General features: G+C 60.8%; 12 protein-coding genes and 2 tRNA genes. 10 read left to right on the top strand and 4 right to left on the bottom strand.

The window, feature by feature from the left end:
* Positions 1-38: 38 nt before the first annotated feature.
* From hisC to B2U07_RS02785, 6 genes are all read left to right on the top strand, one after another.
* A complete protein-coding gene (gene hisC, locus B2U07_RS02810) occupies positions 39-1,148 on the top strand; it encodes a histidinol-phosphate transaminase (RefSeq protein ID WP_275544769.1) in 1,110 nt (369 codons plus the stop codon).
* Positions 1,145-3,385: a bifunctional prephenate dehydrogenase/3-phosphoshikimate 1-carboxyvinyltransferase gene (locus B2U07_RS02805; RefSeq protein ID WP_275544770.1), complete on the top strand. Its 2,241-nt coding sequence runs from the start codon at positions 1,145-1,147 to the stop codon at positions 3,383-3,385. The genes hisC and B2U07_RS02805 overlap by 4 nt, the downstream gene beginning before the upstream one ends.
* Positions 3,382-4,047, top strand: a complete 666-nt coding sequence (cmk, locus tag B2U07_RS02800; RefSeq protein WP_275544771.1) for a (d)CMP kinase — start codon at positions 3,382-3,384, stop codon at positions 4,045-4,047. Before B2U07_RS02805 ends, cmk begins: the two co-directional genes overlap by 4 nt.
* A 149-nt stretch (positions 4,048-4,196) precedes the next feature.
* Positions 4,197-5,879, top strand: coding sequence for a 30S ribosomal protein S1 (gene rpsA / locus B2U07_RS02795; RefSeq protein WP_021445094.1), 1,683 nt, complete (start codon positions 4,197-4,199; stop codon positions 5,877-5,879).
* Between the two features lie 287 nt (positions 5,880-6,166).
* Positions 6,167-6,451, top strand: coding sequence for an integration host factor subunit beta (gene ihfB, locus B2U07_RS02790; RefSeq protein ID WP_003243558.1), 285 nt, complete (start codon positions 6,167-6,169; stop codon positions 6,449-6,451).
* A 515-nt stretch (positions 6,452-6,966) separates the two neighbouring features.
* Entirely contained in the window at positions 6,967-8,952 is a 1,986-nt protein-coding gene (locus tag B2U07_RS02785; RefSeq protein WP_275544772.1) for a nucleoside-diphosphate sugar epimerase/dehydratase, read from the top strand.
* Positions 8,953-9,606: 654 nt separating this feature from the next.
* On the opposite strand, the gene B2U07_RS02780 is transcribed toward B2U07_RS02785, so the two are convergent.
* Positions 9,607-9,682, bottom strand: a tRNA-Asn gene (locus tag B2U07_RS02780).
* Positions 9,683-9,957: 275 nt separating this feature from the next.
* Positions 9,958-11,154, bottom strand: coding sequence for an amino acid aminotransferase (locus B2U07_RS02775; protein ID WP_275544773.1), 1,197 nt, complete (start codon positions 11,152-11,154; stop codon positions 9,958-9,960).
* Between the two features lie 245 nt (positions 11,155-11,399).
* Between B2U07_RS02775 and uvrB the strand changes: the two genes are divergently transcribed.
* Positions 11,400-13,415, top strand: a complete 2,016-nt coding sequence (gene uvrB / locus B2U07_RS02770; protein ID WP_296275680.1) for an excinuclease ABC subunit UvrB — start codon at positions 11,400-11,402, stop codon at positions 13,413-13,415.
* A 317-nt stretch (positions 13,416-13,732) separates the two neighbouring features.
* On the opposite strand, the gene B2U07_RS02765 is transcribed toward uvrB, so the two are convergent.
* Together B2U07_RS02765 and B2U07_RS02760 are read right to left on the bottom strand one after the other, a co-directional pair.
* Positions 13,733-15,226 carry an MDR family MFS transporter gene (locus B2U07_RS02765; protein WP_296276271.1) on the bottom strand — a complete coding sequence of 498 codons (1,494 nt, stop codon included), beginning with the start codon at positions 15,224-15,226 and terminating at the stop codon, positions 13,733-13,735.
* A 49-nt stretch (positions 15,227-15,275) separates the two neighbouring features.
* A complete protein-coding gene (locus B2U07_RS02760) occupies positions 15,276-16,325 on the bottom strand; it encodes an HlyD family secretion protein (RefSeq protein WP_275544775.1) in 1,050 nt (349 codons plus the stop codon).
* Positions 16,326-16,432: 107 nt separating this feature from the next.
* On the opposite strand from B2U07_RS02760, the gene B2U07_RS02755 reads away from it, so the two are divergent.
* The 3 genes from B2U07_RS02755 (at position 16,433) to B2U07_RS02745 (ending at position 19,347) form a co-directional block, all read left to right on the top strand.
* A complete protein-coding gene (locus B2U07_RS02755) occupies positions 16,433-17,353 on the top strand; it encodes a LysR family transcriptional regulator (RefSeq protein ID WP_275544776.1) in 921 nt (306 codons plus the stop codon).
* Between the two features lie 33 nt (positions 17,354-17,386).
* The gene (gene gltX / locus B2U07_RS02750; protein ID WP_275544777.1) at positions 17,387-18,868 is read left to right on the top strand and encodes a glutamate--tRNA ligase; all 1,482 of its coding nucleotides are present in this window, start codon (positions 17,387-17,389) and stop codon (positions 18,866-18,868) included.
* A gap of 403 nt (positions 18,869-19,271) precedes the next feature.
* A tRNA-Ala gene (locus tag B2U07_RS02745) sits at positions 19,272-19,347 on the top strand.
* The last annotated feature ends 81 nt before the right edge of the window (positions 19,348-19,428 follow it).

Raw genomic sequence — 19,428 nt, 5'->3', positions numbered from 1 at the left:
AAGCCTGTGGCGCTCGGTCGAGACAATGAGGTTTTGTAATGAGTTGCGATTTCCTGACCCTGGCCCAGCCAGGCGTGCAAAAGCTGTCCCCCTACGTACCCGGCAAGCCAGTCGATGAACTGGCCCGCGAGCTGGGGCTCGATCCGGCAGGCATCGTCAAGCTGGCCAGCAACGAGAACCCGCTTGGCCCCAGCGACAAGGCGCTGGCGGCGATCCGTGCCGAGCTGGACGAGCTGACCCGCTATCCGGACGGCAACGGTTTCACCCTCAAGACCGCGCTGGCGGCGCGCTATGGTGTCGATGCCGCGCAGGTCACCCTGGGTAACGGCTCCAACGATATCCTTGAGCTGGTCGCCCGTGCCTATCTGGCGCCCGGCCTCAATGCCGTGTTCAGCGATTACGCCTTCGCGGTGTACCCCATTGCCACCCAGGCAGTCGGTGCTCAGGGCAAGAACGTGCCGGCCAAGGACTACGGTCACGACCTGCAGGCGATGCTCGCGGCCATCGATGACAACACGCGCGTGGTTTTCATCGCCAACCCCAATAATCCGACCGGTACCTGGTTCGGCCCGCAGGCGCTGGAAACTTTCCTGGCCAAGGTGCCGGAGTCCGTGCTGGTGGTGCTGGACGAAGCCTATATCGAATACGCCGAAGGCGACGAGCTGCCGGACGGCCTGGATTATCTGGCGCGCTATCCCAACCTGCTGGTTTCGCGCACTTTCTCCAAGGCCTATGGCCTGGCTTCGTTGCGTGTGGGTTACGCCATCAGCACGCCCGCGATCGCCGATGTGCTCAACCGCGTTCGTCAGCCGTTCAACGTCAACAGTCTCGCTCTGGCCGCAGCCTGCGCGGCGTTGGCCGATGCCGACTACCTTGCCGAGAGCCGTCGCCTCAACGATGCCGGCATGCAGCAGCTGGAAGAAGGCTTGCGCGCGCTGGGGCTGAGCTGGATTGCATCGAAGGGTAACTTCATCGCCGTCGACTTCGGCCGCGATACCGCTGCGATCAACCAGGCGTTGTTGCGTGAAGGTGTGATCGTACGGCCGATGGCCGGTTACCGCATGCCCAACTTTCTGCGCGTCTCCATCGGCCTGCCGAAAGAGAACGCGCGCTTTCTGGAGGCCTTGGCCAAGGTGCTGGCGGCGTGACTGTCACTGCAGTGCAATCGAACGCCCCTAAGATCGGCCGCCTGGTGGTGGTCGGCCTTGGCCTGATCGGTGGTTCCTTCGCCAAGGGGCTGCGTGAGCGTGGCCTGTGTCGGGAGGTGGTGGGTGTCGATCTGGACGCCGAGTCGCGTCGCCTGGCCGTGCAGTTGGGGGTCGTCGATCGCTGCGAAAGCGACCTGGCCGTCGCCTGTCAGGGGGCAGAGGTCATTCAGTTGGCTGTGCCTATCCTGGCCATGGAAAAGGTGCTCGCTGAACTGGCCAGGCTCGATCTGGGCAATGCCGTGCTGACCGACGTGGGCAGCGCCAAGGGCAATGTCGTGCGCGCTGCGCGCCTGGCGTTTTCCGGCAAGGCCGTGCGTCTGGTGCCTGGGCATCCTATTGCTGGGTCCGAGCAGAGCGGTGTGGAAGCCGCCAATGCCGAGCTGTTCCGCCGTCACAAGGTGATCCTGACGCCCTGCGAGCAAAGCGACGAAGCGGCGCTGGCACTGGTCGAAGGCTTGTGGCGTGAGTTGGGCGCGGACGTCGAGTCGATGGACGTGGAACATCACGACCAGGTGCTCGCCGCCACCAGCCATCTGCCGCACTTGCTGGCCTTTACTCTGGTCGACTCGCTGGCCAAGCGCAGCGAGAACCTGGAAATTTTCCGCTATGCCGCTGGTGGTTTCCGCGACTTCACGCGGATCGCCGGCAGTGATCCGGTGATGTGGCACGATATCTTCCTCGCCAATCGCGAGGCGGTGCTGCGCACACTGGACACGTTTCGCGACGACCTCGACGCCTTGCGCGACGCGGTCGTCGCCGGGGATGGGCATCAACTGCTGGGCGTGTTCACTCGTGCCCGCGTTGCCCGCGAACATTTCAGCAAAATTCTGGCCCGCAGGGCCTATGTGGACGCTATGCACTCGACCGATCTGATTTTCCTGGCAAAACCTGGTAGCAGCCTGTCCGGACGTATCCGCGTACCTGGTGACAAATCCATCTCTCACCGTTCGATCATGCTGGGTTCGCTGGCTGAAGGCACCACCGAGGTGGAAGGTTTTCTCGAAGGCGAAGATGCCCTGGCCACGCTGCAGGCATTCCGCGACATGGGTGTGGTGATCGAGGGCCCGCATCACGGTCGGGTGACCATTCATGGCGTTGGCCTCAATGGTCTCAAGGCGCCGGCCGGCCCGCTGTACATGGGCAACTCCGGTACCTCCATGCGTCTGCTTTCCGGTTTGCTGGCGGCGCAGCCGTTCGACACCACGCTGACCGGCGATGCCTCGCTGTCCAAGCGTCCGATGAACCGCGTGGCCAGGCCGTTGCGGGAAATGGGAGCGGTGATCGAGACCGGCCCGGAAGGTCGCCCGCCGCTGACCATCAAGGGCGGTCAACGCCTAACCGGCATGGATTACGAAATGCCGATGGCCAGTGCCCAGGTCAAATCCTGCCTGCTGCTGGCCGGCCTGTACGCTGCGGGCCGTACCTCGGTCACCGAGCCGGCGCCGACCCGCGATCACACCGAGCGCATGCTGCGCGGTTTCGGCTACCCGGTGAGCGTGGAAGGCAGCACCGCGAGCGTTGAATCCGGGCACAAGCTCAGCGCCACGCGCATCGAGGTGCCGGCTGATATCTCCTCGGCGGCCTTCTTCCTGGTCGCGGCGAGCATCGCCGAAGGTTCCGAGCTGGTGCTGGAGCACGTCGGCATTAACCCGACCCGTACCGGCGTGATCGATATCCTCAAACTGATGGGCGGCGACATCACGCTGGAAAACCAGCGCGAAGTGGGCGGTGAGCCGGTGGCCGACATTCGCGTGCGTGCGGCCAAGCTCAAGGGTATCGATATTCCAGAAGACCTGGTGCCGCTGGCCATCGACGAATTCCCGGTGCTGTTCGTGGCAGCAGCCTGCGCCGAGGGTCGCACCGTGCTGCGCGGCGCCGAAGAGCTGCGGGTCAAGGAGTCTGACCGCATCCAGGTCATGGCCGACGGCCTGATTGCGCTGGGCGTCAAGGCCGAGCCGACCCCGGACGGCATCATCATCGAAGGCGGCGCCATGGGTGGCGGCGAAGTCTGGGCGCATGGCGACCACCGCATCGCCATGTCCTTCAGCGTCGCTTCGCTGCGCGCCAGTGCGCCGATCCGCATCCACGATTGCGCCAACGTCGCGACGTCATTCCCCAACTTCCTCGCCCTGGCGGCTGAGGTGGGCATCAATGTCGCCGAAGAGGGCACGGTATGAGCGCCCCGGTAATCACCGTCGACGGCCCGAGCGGGTCAGGCAAGGGCACGCTTTGCGCGCTGCTGGCCAAGCAGCTGGGCTGGAATCTGCTCGACTCCGGTGCGCTCTATCGTCTGCTGGCCTTTGCGGCCGGCAACCATGGCATCGACCTGACCAACGAGGAAGCGCTCAAGCAGCTGGCCGCTCATCTGGATGTGCAGTTCATCGACAAGCGCATCATTCTCGAGGGCGAAGAGGTCACCGATGCCATTCGCAATGAGCAGGTGGGTGCGGGTGCCTCCATGGTTGCATCGTTGCCGGCGGTGCGCGAAGCGCTGCTGCAGCGTCAGCGGGCGTTTCAGGAAATGCCAGGCTTGGTGGCTGATGGGCGGGACATGGGCACCGTGGTGTTCACCGATGCGCCGCTCAAGGTTTTCCTCACTGCCAGTGCCGAGGAGCGTGCACGCCGCCGCTACCTGCAGTTGAAGGCCAAGGGCGATAATGTTAACCTCGCGAGTCTTCTCGATGAGATACGGGCACGCGACGAGCGCGACACCCAGCGTGCGGTGGCTCCGCTGAAGCCGGCAGCCGAGGCGATCGTGCTGGATTCCACCGAACTTTCCATCGAGCAAGTGCTTGAACGAATTCTGCGTGAGGTCGCCGATCGCGATCTCGCCGGGTAAGGACTTTCGGTTGCTTTAAATCGAAGAGTCCGCAAGGAGGCATGCGGGAGACCAGTCCCTGTCCCGCAGGCCTCTTTTTACTTGAACGAACCCACATGGTCTGGAATGTGGTTTGGGCGAATCCCCGCCCTTGATCAACAGGAATCAACATGAGCGAAAGCTTTGCAGAACTATTTGAAGAAAGCCTGAAATCCCTCGACATGCAGCCGGGCGCCATCATCACCGGCATCGTGGTCGACATCGACGGTGACTGGGTTACCGTCCACGCCGGTCTGAAGTCCGAGGGCGTCATCCCGCTCGACCAGTTCTTCAACGAACAAGGCGAGCTGACCATCAAGGTCGGTGACGAAGTCCACGTTGCGCTGGACGCGGTTGAAGATGGCTTCGGTGAAACCAAGCTGTCCCGCGAGAAAGCCAAGCGCGCTGAATCCTGGCTAGTTCTGGAAGCTGCGTTCAACGCTGAAGAAGTGGTCAAGGGCGTTATCAACGGTAAGGTCAAAGGCGGCTTCACCGTTGACGTCAACGGCATCCGCGCGTTCCTGCCGGGTTCCCTGGTCGACGTCCGTCCGGTGCGTGATACTACTCACCTGGAAGGCAAAGAGCTGGAATTCAAGGTCATCAAACTGGACCAGAAGCGCAACAACGTTGTCGTTTCCCGTCGCAGCGTCCTGGAAGCCGAGAACAGCGCCGAGCGCGAAGCTCTGCTGGAATCCCTGCAGGAAGGCCAGCAAGTCAAAGGTATCGTCAAGAACCTCACCGACTACGGTGCGTTCGTTGACCTGGGCGGCGTAGACGGCCTGCTGCACATCACCGACATGGCCTGGAAGCGCATCAAGCACCCGTCCGAGATCGTCAACGTTGGCGACGAGATCGACGTCAAGGTTCTGAAGTACGACCGCGAGCGCAACCGCGTATCCCTGGGTCTGAAGCAGCTGGGCGAAGATCCGTGGGTTGCCATCAAGGCTCGTTACCCGGAAAACACCCGCGTCATGGCGCGCGTCACCAACCTGACCGACTACGGCTGCTTCGCTGAGCTGGAAGAAGGCGTTGAAGGTCTGGTACACGTTTCCGAAATGGACTGGACCAACAAGAACATCCACCCGTCGAAGGTCGTCAACGTCGGCGACGAAGTGGAAGTCATGGTTCTGGACATCGACGAAGAGCGTCGTCGTATCTCTCTGGGTATCAAGCAGTGCAAGACCAACCCGTGGGAAGACTTCTCCGGTCAGTTCAACAAGGGTGACAAGATCTCCGGTACCATCAAGTCGATCACCGATTTCGGTATCTTCATTGGTCTGGACGGCGGCATCGACGGCCTGGTTCACCTGTCCGACATCTCCTGGAACGAAGCCGGCGAAGAAGCCGTGCGTCGCTTCAAGAAGGGCGACGAGCTGGAAACCGTCATCCTGTCGGTCGACCCGGAGCGCGAGCGCATCTCCCTGGGCATCAAGCAGCTGGAAGACGATCCGTTCAGCAACTACGTCTCCATCAACGACAAGGGCACCATTGTCCGTGGCGTTGTGAAAGAAGTAGACGCCAAAGGTGCCATCATTGACCTGGGCAACGAAATCGAAGCTACTCTGAAAGCCTCCGAAATCAGCCGTGACCGCGTTGAAGACGCGCGCAACGTCCTGAAGGAAGGCGACGAAGTAGAAGCCAAGATCATCAGCGTCGACCGCAAGTCCCGCGTTATCAGCCTGTCCATCAAGTCGAAAGACGTCGAGGACGAGAAGGACGCGATGAAGGAACTGCGTAACAAGCAGGACGTTGAAAGCACCGGCCCGACCACCATTGGTGATCTGATCCGTGCTCAGATGGAAAACCAGAACTAAGTTCGGGTAATTCATCGAAGAATAGGGCGGCCCTCGGGCCGCCCTTTTTCGTTTCTGTATCCCTTCAAGCCACGATCCTCTAAGGGCGCGCGCCTTGGAGAATGGCGGTTGCCCAATGATGCCGATGAGTTGGCTGGAGAGGCTTCGCTTGGAGGCATAAGGCGCCCCTTCGCACAACTAGCCCCGAAACTCGCTAACGCCTTGTTTTTTAGACTGTTCAAAAGCTGACCAGCGTGCTAAAACCAAACCGTCGAGTCTTCTAGCCGCTTGAAAAAGAAGGGAAAACCATGACCAAGTCGGAGTTGATCGAAAGAATTGTCACTCACCAAGGTCAGCTGTCCTCCAAGGATGTCGAGCTGGCCATCAAGACCATGCTGGAGCAAATGTCCCAGGCCCTGGCGACAGGGGATCGCATCGAGATTCGTGGGTTTGGCAGCTTTTCACTGCACTACCGTGCTCCGCGCGTAGGGCGTAACCCGAAAACCGGTCAGTCGGTCCGTCTGGACGGTAAGTTCGTGCCGCATTTCAAGCCGGGCAAGGAGCTGCGTGATCGGGTTAATGAGGATGAGTGATCTCAGATGGTAAGCCGGCCCGGAGGAGTTATGGTTTCGGTGTGCCAGATAAGCTTCAGTGCGAGATTGGTGAGTAAGTGCGAATCGACAGGGCGGTGAGTAAATAGCGTCAGTCACGCCGGTTACTTACACTCATCTGGCGCTTTACCTGCCGCTAAGGTGTGACATTGCCGCTTCTCGTCGTTACTTAAAAGCCTTGTTCGTTGTATAACCGTTGGTCTCAAGAGCCCCGCCGCGAGTTACCAGCAACTGGTATATATGAGCGGCGTCTGTCCAGGCGAGTGAGCACATTTCTTGATGAGCATGTTCTGCTCTAATTGCCCTTTTATTGCGTTAAGGCTTGCGCCGGAGCCTTGGGTGGAGCTCAGTATTTAATGAGGGAAAACGCCTTCACAGACTGTTTGCATAGCTGGAGAATGGCAAGGTAATCGATTGATCGGATTGGAGCTTGATTAGCTGCATCTTTCAGTATCGTTATTGACCGATTTGGCTCTATTTTTCAGTTATCCCTTAGGATGATACTAGTGCGTGAGTTTTTGATTGCTTTGCCCAGGCGGCAGAAGCGCTTTTTGCAATTGGCAGCTGACACGCTGTTGATCTGGGTTGCGCTTTGGCTGTCGTTCGCGGTTAGGTTGGGCGACTTTTTTGCAGCTAGCCCCTTTGATGGCCATGGTTGGTTGTTTATCACTGCTCCACTCATCGCGTTGCCGATCTTCATTCGCATGGGGATGTATCGGGCGGTTATGCGTTATGTCGGTAGCGACGCGCTGCTGACTATTGCCAAAGCGGTTACCTTATCGGCTCTGGTATTGGCCCTTGCTGTCTACTGGTACACCGGCCCGACGGCGGTAGTGCCTCGCTCTATGGTTTTCAATTATTGGTGGCTTAGCCTTCTGTTGTTGGGCGGCTTGCGTTTGGCGATGCGCCAGTTCTTCATTGGCAATTGGCTGGATCCGCTGAGCCAGCAGGTCGATTCTGGTAAAGGAATAGCACGAGTAGCCATATACGGTGCCGGTACTGCGGGTAATCAGCTGCTCGCCGCCTTGCGCTTGAGTGTCACGATGCGTCCCGTGGCGTTTGTGGATGATGATGCCGGGGTTGCCAATCGTGTGATCGCCGGACTGCGCGTTTATACCCCAAAGCATATTCCACAAATGATCGACGAGACGGGCGCTGATGAGATTTTGCTCGCTATGCCTTCTATCTCGCGTGCGCGCAGGCGAGATATTCTCGACAAGCTGGAGCCTTATGCTTTGCATGTGCGAAGCGTGCCGGGATTCACCGATCTGGCAAGTGGGCGGGTAAAAGTCGAGGACATCCAAGAAGTAGATATTGCTGATCTTCTAGGTCGTGATGCTGTTCCGCCTCGCCAGGATCTCTTCCAGCGCTGCATCAAGAACCAAGTGGTTTTGGTGACTGGAGCTGGCGGCTCCATCGGTTCCGAACTGTGTCGGCAGATTCTCGCGAGCGGTGCTCATGCGTTGCTGCTTTTCGAGCACAGCGAGTTCAATCTCTACAGTATTCATGGCGAATTGCAGCAGCGAATCGAGCGAGAGTCGCTGCCTATCAGGCTGGTGCCTATTCTTGGGTCTATCCGGAACTTCGAGCGTCTGTTCGACATTCTGCAGACCTGGCGTGTAAATACTGTGTATCACGCTGCGGCTTACAAGCATGTGCCCATGGTCGAGCATAACGTAGCTGAAGGGGTGCTGAATAACCTGGTGGGAACCGTCAATGCCGCGCAGGCTTCTATTAAAGCTGGCGTAGCGAACTTCGTACTTATCTCCACCGACAAGGCTGTGCGGCCTACAAATGTCATGGGTAGCACAAAGCGGTTGGCTGAAATGGTGCTTCAGGCGTTGAGCCGTGAGTCTGCACCATTGCTCTTTGGTCAGGAGCATGGTGTTCACCAAGTCAACAAGACGCGTTTTACCATGGTGCGTTTCGGTAATGTGCTGGGTTCTTCCGGGTCGGTTATTCCGCTGTTTAGAGAGCAGATCAAGCAGGGTGGGCCGGTCACGGTGACGCACCCGAACATTACCCGCTACTTCATGACCATTCCTGAAGCGGCGCAGCTCGTCATTCAGGCGGGTTCATTAGGGCAGGGCGGCGATGTGTTCGTGCTGGATATGGGGGAGCCAGTGAAGATTGCTGATTTGGCAGAAAAAATGATTCGCCTGTCAGGTCTGAGCGTGCGAGATGAGCGGAATCCTCATGGCGATATTCCGATTGATTTTACTGGACTGCGTCCGGGTGAAAAACTCTATGAGGAGTTGTTGATCGGCGACGATGTGAAACCGACCGAGCATCCGATGATCATGCGGGCGGAAGAGGATATGTTGCCTTGGGAGGATCTCAAGGCACGTTTGCAGGAATTATTGGCAGCAGTCGATGAGGATGACTATACGCGTGTGCGCGTGCTGTTGCGCGAAACGGTGCATGGTTATGTGCCTGAGGGTGAGATCGTGGACTGGATTCATCTTAGAAATCGTGAGTATTGAGCTGGAGGCCGACAGCTGGGATATAGCGTCTAGTTGAAGAGCGAGGCTATGTTTTTTCGCTTTTTTATAAACAAGGGGTGTGCCTTATGTTGAGCGCACGTCTTTTACTCTGCTGTCTGCTGTCTGCTGTCTGCTGTCCTTGCTTCCTTCTCTCTGGCTGTAACCGCGGCTGAAACCCAAAACTGAAAATGCCGGGTCGGCCAATGCGCGGGTGGCTACGGTCAGCCTGGATGCTTCTGGTGTTGCAATACTCCAGCGTGACCTGGCGGCTCCTGGATGTACAGTGAGTGACCTAGTCGGTCCTGCTGAGGGTCCGCAGGCAATAAAAACCCAGCGGTTAGGCTGGGTTCTTGAATTTGGCTCCGCGGCCTGGACTCCACAGCGTAGCTGAACGCGCTTTAGCGCGGCCCCGAAGGGGTGAGCGAAGCGAATAACCTGGGACGTAGTCCCTGGTGAGAGTCCGCAGGCAATAAAAAACCCAGCGGTTAGGCTGGGTTCTTGAGTTTGGCTCCGCGACTTGGACTCGACAGCGTAGCTGAACGCGCTTTAGCGCGGCCCCGGAGGGGTGAGCGAAGCGAATAACCTGGGACGCAGTCCCTGGTGAGAGTCCTGCAGGCAATAAAAAACCCAGCGGTTAGGCTGGGTTCTTGAATTTGGCTCCGCGACCTGGACTCGAACCAGGGACCCAATGATTAACAGTCATTTGCTCTACCGACTGAGCTATCGCGGAACAACGGTGCGTATGTTACTGATTAAAAAGGGGAAGTCAACACTTTGTGGCGACTTCGGATGGGAGAATTCGGCGGGTTGGTGCGTGGGAGGGGCTTTAGCCGCGACGGCTGTGGTGGATCGCGGCTGAAGCCGCTCCTACAGGGTGCAGCATGCAAAGACGCTGGCTACAGGCTGAGGCCTTTGAGTCAGCAGTGCAAAAAACCTGATGGCCGCCTGGCAGCGCAAAACCTGTAGGAGCGAATTTATTCGCGAATAAATTCGCTCCTACAGCGATTACAGCACCGCGTGAATCGCGCGGGTGACGCTGTCCAGGTTGCCTTTGTTCAGCGCGGCGACGCAGATGCGGCCGGTGCCGACGGCGTAGATGCCATACTCTTCCTTCAGGCGTTCCACTTGCTCCACGGTGAGGCCGGAGTAGGAGAACATGCCGCGTTGCTCGGCAACGAAGCTGAAGTCCCGCTTGGCGCCCAGTGCGGCCAGTTGCTCGACCATGGCCAGGCGCATGCTGCGGATGCGGTCGCGCATCTCGCCCAGTTCGGCTTCCCACATGGCGCGCAGTTCAGGGCTGTTGAGCACGCTGGCGACCACGGTGGCGCCGTGGGTCGGTGGGTTGGAATAGTTGGTGCGGATTACGCGCTTGAGCTGCGACAGTACGCGAGTCGATTCTTCACGGCTGCTGGTGACCAGCGACAGGGCGCCGACGCGCTCGCCGTACAGCGAGAACGACTTGGAGAAGGAGCTGGAGACGAAGAACTCCAGGCCCGATTCGGCGAACAGGCGCACGGCTTCGGCGTCCTGCTCGATGCCGTCACCGAAGCCCTGGTAGGCGATGTCGAGGAATGGCACGTGCTCGCGCTCGCGCAGCACTTCAAGCACGGATTTCCAGTCTTCCAGCTGCAGGTCGACGCCGGTCGGGTTGTGGCAGCAGGCGTGCAGCACGACGATGGAGCGGGCCGGCAGGTTGCGCAGGTCTTCGAGCATGCCGCCGCGGTTTACGCCGTTGCTGAACGGATCGTAGTAGCGGTAGTTGTGCACCGGGAAGCCGGCGGACTCGAACAGCGCGCGGTGGTTTTCCCAGCTCGGGTCGCTGATGGCCACGGTGGCGTCCGGCAGCAGGCGCTTAAGAAAGTCGGCGCCGATCTTCAGTGCGCCGGTACCGCCCAGGGCCTGGGTGGTGATCACGCGGCCGCTTTCGATCAGGGCTGCGCCCTTGCCGAACAGCAGTTCCTGCACGGCCTTGTCGTAGGCGGCGATGCCTTCGATCGGCAGGTAGCCGCGCGGTGCGTGGGCCTCGATACGTGCCTTTTCGGCTTCTGCGACGGCGCGCAGCAGCGGAATTCGCCCCTCCTCGTTGTAATAGACGCCCACGCCAAGGTTGACCTTGGTGCTGCGGGTGTCGGCGTTGAATGCTTCGTTGAGGCCCAGGATGGGATCGCGCGGAGCCATTTCGACGGCAGAGAAGAGACTCATGATGGGTGCGGCAACTCGAGTGAGGGGTGGGAGGCCAGGCGTCCCCGACAAAAGCGCTAGGGGGCGCGTAAACGGGGCGTTAGTATAACGACCCTGAATCCAGGGGGCGACAGCGCAAAGCCCTGAATTAAGGCCTTTTGCCAGGTAATTCGACTCTACTTGGACCTATCGCCGAATCGCCCCGCAATTCATGGCTTTTGACGCAGTCCGAATCAATGCGTCACAGCCATTTGTCGAGGTACTGCATGTCCGAGTTTCAGTTAGTGACCCGCTTCAAACCTGCCGGCGATCAGCCCGAGGCGATCCGGCAGATGGTCGAGGGGCTGGAGGCCGGGCTTTCGCACCAGACCCTGCTGGGTGTGACCGGCTCGGGCAAGACCTTTTCCGTGGCCAATGTGATCGCCAAGGTGCAGCGGCCCACGCTGGTGCTGGCGCCGAACAAGACCCTGGCGGCGCAGCTCTACGGCGAGTTCAAGGCGTTCTTCCCAAATAACGCGGTGGAGTATTTCGTTTCCTACTACGACTACTACCAGCCGGAAGCCTACGTGCCGTCGTCGGACACCTTCATCGAGAAGGACGCCTCGATCAATGACCATATCGAGCAGATGCGCCTGTCGGCGACCAAGGCGCTGATCGAGCGCAAGGACGTCATCGTGGTGTGCACCGTGTCGTCGATCTACGGCTTGGGTAGCCCCGAGGAGTACCTGAAAATGGTGCTGCACCTCGACCGCGGCGACAAGATGGACCAGCGCGCGCTGCTGCGCCGTCTGGCCGAGCTGCAATACACGCGCAACGACATGGATTTCGCACGCGCCACCTTTCGCGTGCGTGGCGATGTGATCGATATCTTCCCGGCGGAATCGGATCTCGAAGCCATTCGCGTCGAGCTGTTCGATGACGAAGTGGAGAGTATCAGCGCCTTCGACCCGCTGACCGGTGAGGTGATCCAGAAGCTGCCGCGCTTCACCTTCTACCCCAAGAGCCACTACGTCACCCCGCGCGATACGCTGCTGGAGGCGGTGGAGCATATCAAGGTCGAGTTGCAGCAGCGCCTGGAATACCTGCGCGGGGCGAACAAGTTGGTCGAGGCGCAGCGCCTGGAGCAGCGCACGCGCTTCGACCTGGAGATGATCCTCGAGCTGGGCTATTGCAACGGCATCGAGAACTACTCGCGCTATCTCTCGGGACGCCCAGCCGGCGCGCCACCGCCCACGCTGTATGACTACCTGCCGGCCGAAGCGCTGCTGGTGATCGACGAGTCTCACGTTTCGGTGCCGCAGGTCGGGGCCATGTACAAGGGCGACCGCTCGCGCAAGGAAACGCTGGTGGAATACGGCTTTCGCCTGCCGTCGGCGCTGGACAACCGGCCGATGCGTTTCGAGGAGTGGGAAGCGGCCAGCCCGCAGACCATCTTCGTCTCCGCCACGCCGGGACCTTACGAAGCCGAGCATGCCGGGCGGGTGATCGAGCAGGTAGTGCGGCCCACAGGACTTGTCGACCCCGAAGTGGAGGTGCGCCCAGCGCGCACCCAGGTCGATGACCTGCTCTCGGAAATTCGACTGCGCGTGGCAGCGGGCGAGCGCGTGCTGGTCACCACGCTGACCAAGCGCATGGCCGAGGATCTGACCGACTATCTCGGCGATCACGACGTCAAGGTGCGCTACCTGCACTCGGATATCGACACCGTGGAGCGGGTGGAGATCATCCGCGATCTGCGCCTCGGCGCCTTCGATGTGTTGGTGGGCATCAACCTGCTGCGCGAGGGTCTGGATATGCCCGAGGTCGCCCTGGTGGCGATTCTCGATGCGGACAAGGAGGGCTTCCTGCGCAGCGAGCGTTCGCTGATCCAGACCATCGGCCGCGCGGCGCGTAACCTCAACGGCCGGGCGATTCTATACGCCGACAACATGACCGGCTCGATGCAGCGCGCCATTGGCGAGACCGAGCGACGTCGCGAGAAGCAGATCGCCTTCAACGAGGCCAACGGCATCGTACCCAAGGGCGTGCAGAAGGATATCAAGGACATCCTCGAAGGCGCCGTGGTGCCGGGCGCACGCAGCAACAAGCGCAAGGGTATGGCCAAGGCGGCAGAGGAGAGCGCCCGTTACGAGAACGAACTGCGCTCGCCGAGCGAGATCACCAAGCGTATTCGCCAGCTGGAAGAGAAGATGTACGCCCTGGCGCGCGACTTGGAGTTCGAAGCTGCTGCGCAGATGCGTGACGAGATTCAGAAGCTCAGGGATCGGTTGTTGCAGGTCTGACGCCGCCATTCCCGGATTGCATCCGGGCTACGAGTGTAGAAGCGGATTTGTCCGCGAAGCTTTCCCGCGCCTATTCGCGGACAAGTCCGCTCCCACAGTGGGCAGGCGCGGCCGCCGACGGGGGCGTTCGCTGTACGGGTAGCCGGATTCGCGAGCAAAGCTCGCTCCTGCGAATGGCGGTCGGCGTTGTTGCTAATTTGCGGGAGCGGACTTGTCCGCGAAGCTTTTCCCGGACCTATTCGCGGACAAGTCCGCTCCCACGGAGACAGGGGCCGCAGCCGAAGAGTGCATTCGGGTTCGATTGATCGGGTCGTGCCTCAATGCGCCGCGCCGCCACCCGCCATGTTCTGCGGCAGCTTTCGCGTCAAAAGAATCGCCAGCATGCTTACGCCCAGGGCGATGCCAATGAAATGGAACGCGTCGTTGTAGGCCATGATGATCGCTTGCTCATGGACGATCTGGCTTAGCTTGGCCAGCGCCGCCTGCTCGCTGCCTAAGGTTTGCGTCAGCAGGTGCAGGCGCTCTGCCACCTGTGGATTTGTCGGCACGATGGATTCGCGCAGGTAGTCGAAGTAGACCTTGGCGCGGGCATCGAGCAGGGTGGCGAGCAGGGCGATGCCGATGGCGCCGCCCAGGTTGCGCAAAATGTTGAACAGACTGGACGCGGAGCCGGCATCCTGCGGCAGGATGTAGGCTGTGGCGATCAGCGAGATGGTGACCATCACCAGCGGTTGGCCAAGCGCGCGGATAATCTGGATGTGATGAAACTGCTCGCCGGCGAAGTCCGGATTGAGCACGCCGGAGTAGAAGCTTGCCGCACCGAACAGGGCAAAGCCCAGGGCGCACAGCCACTTCGGCGAGATGACCTTCATCAGCTTGGGCACCAGCGGGATCAGGAACAGCTGCGGCACGCCCATCCACATGATCACTTCGCCGATCTGCATGGCGTTGTAACCCTGGATCTGCGCCAGGTACAGCGGCAGAACATAGATCGAGCCATACAGCCCGACACCGAGCCCCAGGCTGGAAATGCTGGCCAGGCCGAAGTTGCGCTCGCGCAGCACGCCCAGGTTGATCAATGGGTTGGGGCGGGATATCTGCAGGATGACGAACAGGATCAGGCTGACCAGTGCCACGCTGCCGAGGCCGACGATCAGCTGCGACTCCAGCCAATCCTTGCGGTGGCCTTCCTCGAGAAACACCTGCAGGCAGCCCAGGCCCAGGCCGAGGGTGACGATGCCAGCGTAGTCGGTGGTCTTCAGCAGCTCCCAGTGCGGCGCCTTCTTCTCCAAGCCGTAGAGCAGGCCGGCGATCATGATCAGGCCCGGCGGCACATTGATGTAGAAGATGTATTCCCAACCCCAGTTCTCGGTCAGCCAACCACCCAGCGTCGGCCCGATGGAGGGGGCGAAGGTAGCGGTGATGGCGAACAGGGCCATGCCCTTGGCGCGGTGATGCTCGGGCAGCTTGATCAGCGTCATGGTGAACGCCAGCGGAATCAGCGCGCCGCCGGTAAAACCCTGCAAGGCGCGGAACACGATCATGCTCTCCAGGCTCCAGGCCATGGAGCACAGCAGCGAGGCAATCAGAAAGCCTACCGACACCCACACCGCCAGGCGTCGCGCCGAGAGCAACTGCACCAGCCAAGCGGTCAACGGGATCATGATGATCTCGGCCACCAGATAGGACGTGGAAATCCACGAACCTTCCTCCAGCGTGGCGGACAGTGCGCCCTGGATGTCCTTGAGCGAGGAGTTGGTGATCTGGATGTCCAGTACCGCCATGAAGGCGCCGAGCATGGTGCTCATCACCGCGATCCAGTCGCGACGACTGGGCTCCGCCGTCGCGCGGATCAGCGCATCACCCGCCATGGTGTTCTTCGCTGCGCAGATCCACGGTGACCTCCACCGACATGCCGGGGCGGATCAGTCCGCGCAGCGGGTTGTCGGCGGCGAAGGTCAGCTTGACCGGGATGCGCTGCACCACCTTGGTGAAGTTGCCGGTGGCGTTGTCCGGCGGCAGCAGGCTGAACTGAGCGCCGGAAGCGGCGAACAGGCTATCGATGCGGCCCTCGATGGGCGTGTCGGGATAGCTGTCGAACAGCAGCTCGGCTTTCTGCCCGGGGCGCATGCGGCCGATCTGGGTTTCCTTGAAGTTGGCCTGAATCCAGATGTCCTGATCCGGCACCAGCGACAGCAGGTAGGCGCCGCTCTGCACCACCTGGCCTTCACGCGCCGAGCGTTGCCCGACCATGCCGCTGATCGGTGCGTGGATCTGTGTGCGCGAGAGGTTGAGATCGGCCTGCTCCAGGTCGGCTTGGGCGGAGAGAATGAGCGCGTCCAGGCGTTTGAGCTCGGCTTCCAGGCTGGCGACCTGTTGACGCTGCGCCTGCAGGTCGGCCTGGGCCTTGGCCACTTGCGAGCGGGCCACGCGATTGTCGGCGGCCAGGGTGGTAACGCGTTCTTCGGAGACATAACCCGGCTTGCGCAGGGTCTGGGCACGGCCAAGATCGAGCTTGGAGCGATCGAGGGTCGCCTGGCTGGCGGCAACATCAGCCTGGCTGGCGGCAATCAGGCTGGCCTGCTGGTCGAGCTTGCTCTGCGCCTGGGCGCGCTCGGCCTCATGGGTTTCCAGAGCGGCGAGGGCGCGCTGGCGAGCCAGGCGGAAATCGGCGTCTTCCAGCACGGCCAGCACCTCACCGGCTTCCACGTGCTGGTTGTCGCGCACCAGCACCTTTTCGATGCGCGCATTCAACTGGCTGGAGACACGGGTTATCTCGCCCTGTACGTAGGCGTTGTCAGTGCTCTCGTGATAGCGGCCGACCAGCAGCCATTGAGCGAGCAGGGCACCGACGATAAGGGCGAGAAGGATTGCGAAGACGAGAAGGCGGCGTTGCAGTTTTGCGGGCATGCTTGAGGCTCGGGATGCGACAAAGAAATGTAAGTAAATTTAACAGTGTTCCCTTTGTGCTAGTAGACTCTAGGCTTGGCATGCTTTGTTGCGTACGAGGAACAATCATGGGGCTGGATGACGCACTGATCTTTACCCGAGTGGTGGAATGCCACAGCTTCACCCAGGCTGCGACCAGCCTGGGCATGCAGAAGTCGACGGTGAGTCGGCGCATCGCCTTGCTCGAGGAACGTCTCGGCGTGCGTCTGCTCAATCGCACCACGCGCAAGTTGCGTCTGACCGAGGTGGGGCAGGCCTATTACGAGCGTTGCCGGCAGATCATGCTCGACTTCGCCGAGGCAGAGCAGGCGGTGATGCAGCTGCAGCGCGAGCCCTCCGGGCTGTTGCGCATCACCTCACCCATCGAATTCGGCCAGCTTTTTCTCGGGCGAGTGCTGGGCGAGTTCATGCGTCAGTACCCGCAGATCGACGCCGAGGTGGAGCTGACCTCGCGCTCGGTGGATCCATTGGAGGAGGGCGTGGACATCGCCATCCAGGTCGGTCAGCCGCAGGATTCCACCCTCATCGCGCGCAAGCTGTTCGAAAGCGGCCGGCGCCTGTGCGCGAGCCCGGCCTATCTGGCCGCGCATGGCACGCCGCGTGGCGTCGCCGAGCTGGAAGGGCACCGGGCAATTCTGTTGCAGCACGATGCGCCACGCTATTGGCCGCTGCTGGGTGAAAACCTGCCCTGTCAGCGGGTGATGACCTGCAACAACATCACCTTCGCCCGTGAGGCGACCCTGGCGGGCGCCGGGATTTCCGGGCTGCCGGTGATGATCAGTGAGGACGCGGTGCGCAGCGGACGCCTGATCGAGCTGTTGCCCGAAGCGCGCTTGCCGGTGGGCGAGGTCTATGCCATCTATCCGTCGCGGCGTTTCCAGGCGATGAAGGTCAAGACCTTCCTCGACTTTCTAATCGCCAGCCTGCCGATCACCCGCGGCGGGCTGCTGGAGCCGGGGGCCGTCGGCCTGCTAACATCGCCCGCTTGATTCAAACCTCGTGTCTTCCTTCCGAGAACATTCATGACCACCGTTCGTACCCGTATCGCGCCATCGCCGACCGGCGACCCCCATGTCGGCACCGCCTACATTGCACTGTTCAACCTGTGCTTCGCTCGCCAGCACGGTGGCCAGTTCATCCTGCGCATCGAAGACACCGATCAGCTGCGTTCGACCCGCGAGTCCGAGCAGCAGATTTTCGATGCATTGCGCTGGCTGGGTATCGAATGGGACGAAGGCCCGGACGTCGGCGGCCCGCACGGCCCGTATCGGCAGAGCGAGCGTGGCGAAATCTACAAGAAGTATTCGGACGAGCTGGTCGCCAAAGGCCACGCCTTCCCGTGCTTCTGCTCCGCCGAGCGCCTCGATGAAGTGCGCGCGCAGCAGATGGCCAACAAGGAAACCCCGCGTTACGACGGCCATTGCATGCACCTCGATCCAGCCGAGGCGCAGCGCCGCATCGACGCGGGTGAGTCGCACGTGGTGCGCATGAAGGTGCCGAGCGAAGGCGTCTGCGTGGTGCCGGACATGCTCCGTGGCGACGTCGAGATCCCCTGGGATCGTATGGACATGCAGGTGCTGATGAAGGCCGATGGCCTGCCCACCTACTTCCTGGCCAACGTGGTCGACGACCACCTGATGGGCATCACCCATGTGCTGCGTGGCGAAGAGTGGCTGCCGTCGGCGCCCAAGCTGATCAAGCTCTACGAGTACTTCGGCTGGGAGCAGCCGGCGCTGTGCTACATGCCGCTGCTGCGCAATCCGGACAAGAGCAAGCTGTCCAAGCGCAAGAACCCCACCAGCATCACCTTCTACGAGCGCATGGGCTACCTGCCGCAGGCCATGCTCAACTACCTGGGGCGCATGGGTTGGTCGATGCCGGACGAGCGCGAGAAGTTCTCGCTGGCCGAGATGATCGAACACTTCGACATCAACCGCGTATCGCTGGGCGGGCCGATCTTCGACCTGGAAAAACTGTCCTGGCTGAACGGCCAGTGGCTGCGCGAGCTGCCGGTGGAGACCTTTGCCGCCGAAGTGCAGAAGTGGGCGCTCAACCCCGAGTACCTGATGAAAATCGCGCCGCACGTGCAGGGCAGGGTGGAGACCTTCAGCCAGATCGCACCGCTGGCCGGCTTTTTCTTCTCCGGCGCGCTGAACCTGGATGCCAAGCTGTTCGAGCACAAGAAACTCTCGGCGGATCAGGTGCGCCAGCTGATGCAACTGATCCTGTGGAAGCTCGAGTCGCTGCGTCAGTGGGAAAAAGAGCGCATCACCGGCTGCATCCAGGCCGTGGTCGAGCATCTGGAACTGAAGCTGCGTGACGCCATGCCGCTGATGTTCGCTGCCATCACCGGGCAGGCCAGCTCGGTTTCCGTGCTCGATGCCATGGAAATCCTTGGTCCGGACCTGACCCGCTTCCGTCTGCGTCAGGCGCTTGAACTGCTCGGCGGCACCTCGAAGAAGGAAGCCAAGGAGTGGGAGAAGCTGCTAGCGGCCATCGGCTAAGTTGAGGCGGGCAGTTGTGGGAGGGGCTTTAGCCGCAAGGATTTGATTTTGTCGCCGCTGTAGCGCCTCCCACGGTCGGAATTCTGTTCACTTTAGAACGGTCAAATACGATCAGTCCCCTCGCCCCTCTGGGGAGAGGGTTAGGGCGGGCCGCGTTCGGAGAGGGGAAAAACTAGCAGCTTGCTGTGTTTTCAGCCCTCTCCCCAGCCCCTCTCCCATAAATGGGAGAGGGGAGCCAAACGCATGCAGCCTTAAGTGAACGGCATTACTCCCACGGTCGGGGCTTATGCTTTGCGAGGAGAGGCCTAAGTAATTGTTCTAGTGGCAAAAACTTTTGGCTAACAGGAAAAATGTTGTTGACAGCCAATCGGGGCGCTCTTAACATGCGCCCCGTCCTCGAGATGGGGCTATAGCTCAGCTGGGAGAGCGCTTGCATGGCATGCAAGAGGTCAACGGTTCGATCCCGTTTAGCTCCACCAATCTCGACTCCTTCGGGAGTGCCAGAATCGGTTTGACCGATTCGCGATCAGGGGTTTTGCGTCCCCTTCGTCTAGTGGCCT

Source organism: Pseudomonas sp. UBA7530, from assembly GCF_002479365.1.
Taxonomy (GTDB): Bacteria; Pseudomonadota; Gammaproteobacteria; order Pseudomonadales; family Pseudomonadaceae; genus Aquipseudomonas.
This window is presented reverse-complemented; position numbering and strand designations above follow the sequence as displayed.

Coding starts and splice junctions, on each gene's coding strand:
- hisC (WP_275544769.1), top strand. CDS start 39: ATGAGTTGCGATTTCCTGACCCTGGCCCAGCCAGGCGTGCAAAAGCTG.
- cmk (WP_275544771.1), top strand. CDS start 3,382: ATGAGCGCCCCGGTAATCACCGTCGACGGCCCGAGCGGGTCAGGCAAG.
- rpsA (WP_021445094.1), top strand. CDS start 4,197: ATGAGCGAAAGCTTTGCAGAACTATTTGAAGAAAGCCTGAAATCCCTC.
- ihfB (WP_003243558.1), top strand. CDS start 6,167: ATGACCAAGTCGGAGTTGATCGAAAGAATTGTCACTCACCAAGGTCAG.
- B2U07_RS02785 (WP_275544772.1), top strand. CDS start 6,967: ATGATACTAGTGCGTGAGTTTTTGATTGCTTTGCCCAGGCGGCAGAAG.
- B2U07_RS02775 (WP_275544773.1), bottom strand. CDS start 11,154: ATGAGTCTCTTCTCTGCCGTCGAAATGGCTCCGCGCGATCCCATCCTG.
- uvrB (WP_296275680.1), top strand. CDS start 11,400: ATGTCCGAGTTTCAGTTAGTGACCCGCTTCAAACCTGCCGGCGATCAG.
- B2U07_RS02760 (WP_275544775.1), bottom strand. CDS start 16,325: ATGCCCGCAAAACTGCAACGCCGCCTTCTCGTCTTCGCAATCCTTCTC.
- B2U07_RS02755 (WP_275544776.1), top strand. CDS start 16,433: ATGGGGCTGGATGACGCACTGATCTTTACCCGAGTGGTGGAATGCCAC.
- gltX (WP_275544777.1), top strand. CDS start 17,387: ATGACCACCGTTCGTACCCGTATCGCGCCATCGCCGACCGGCGACCCC.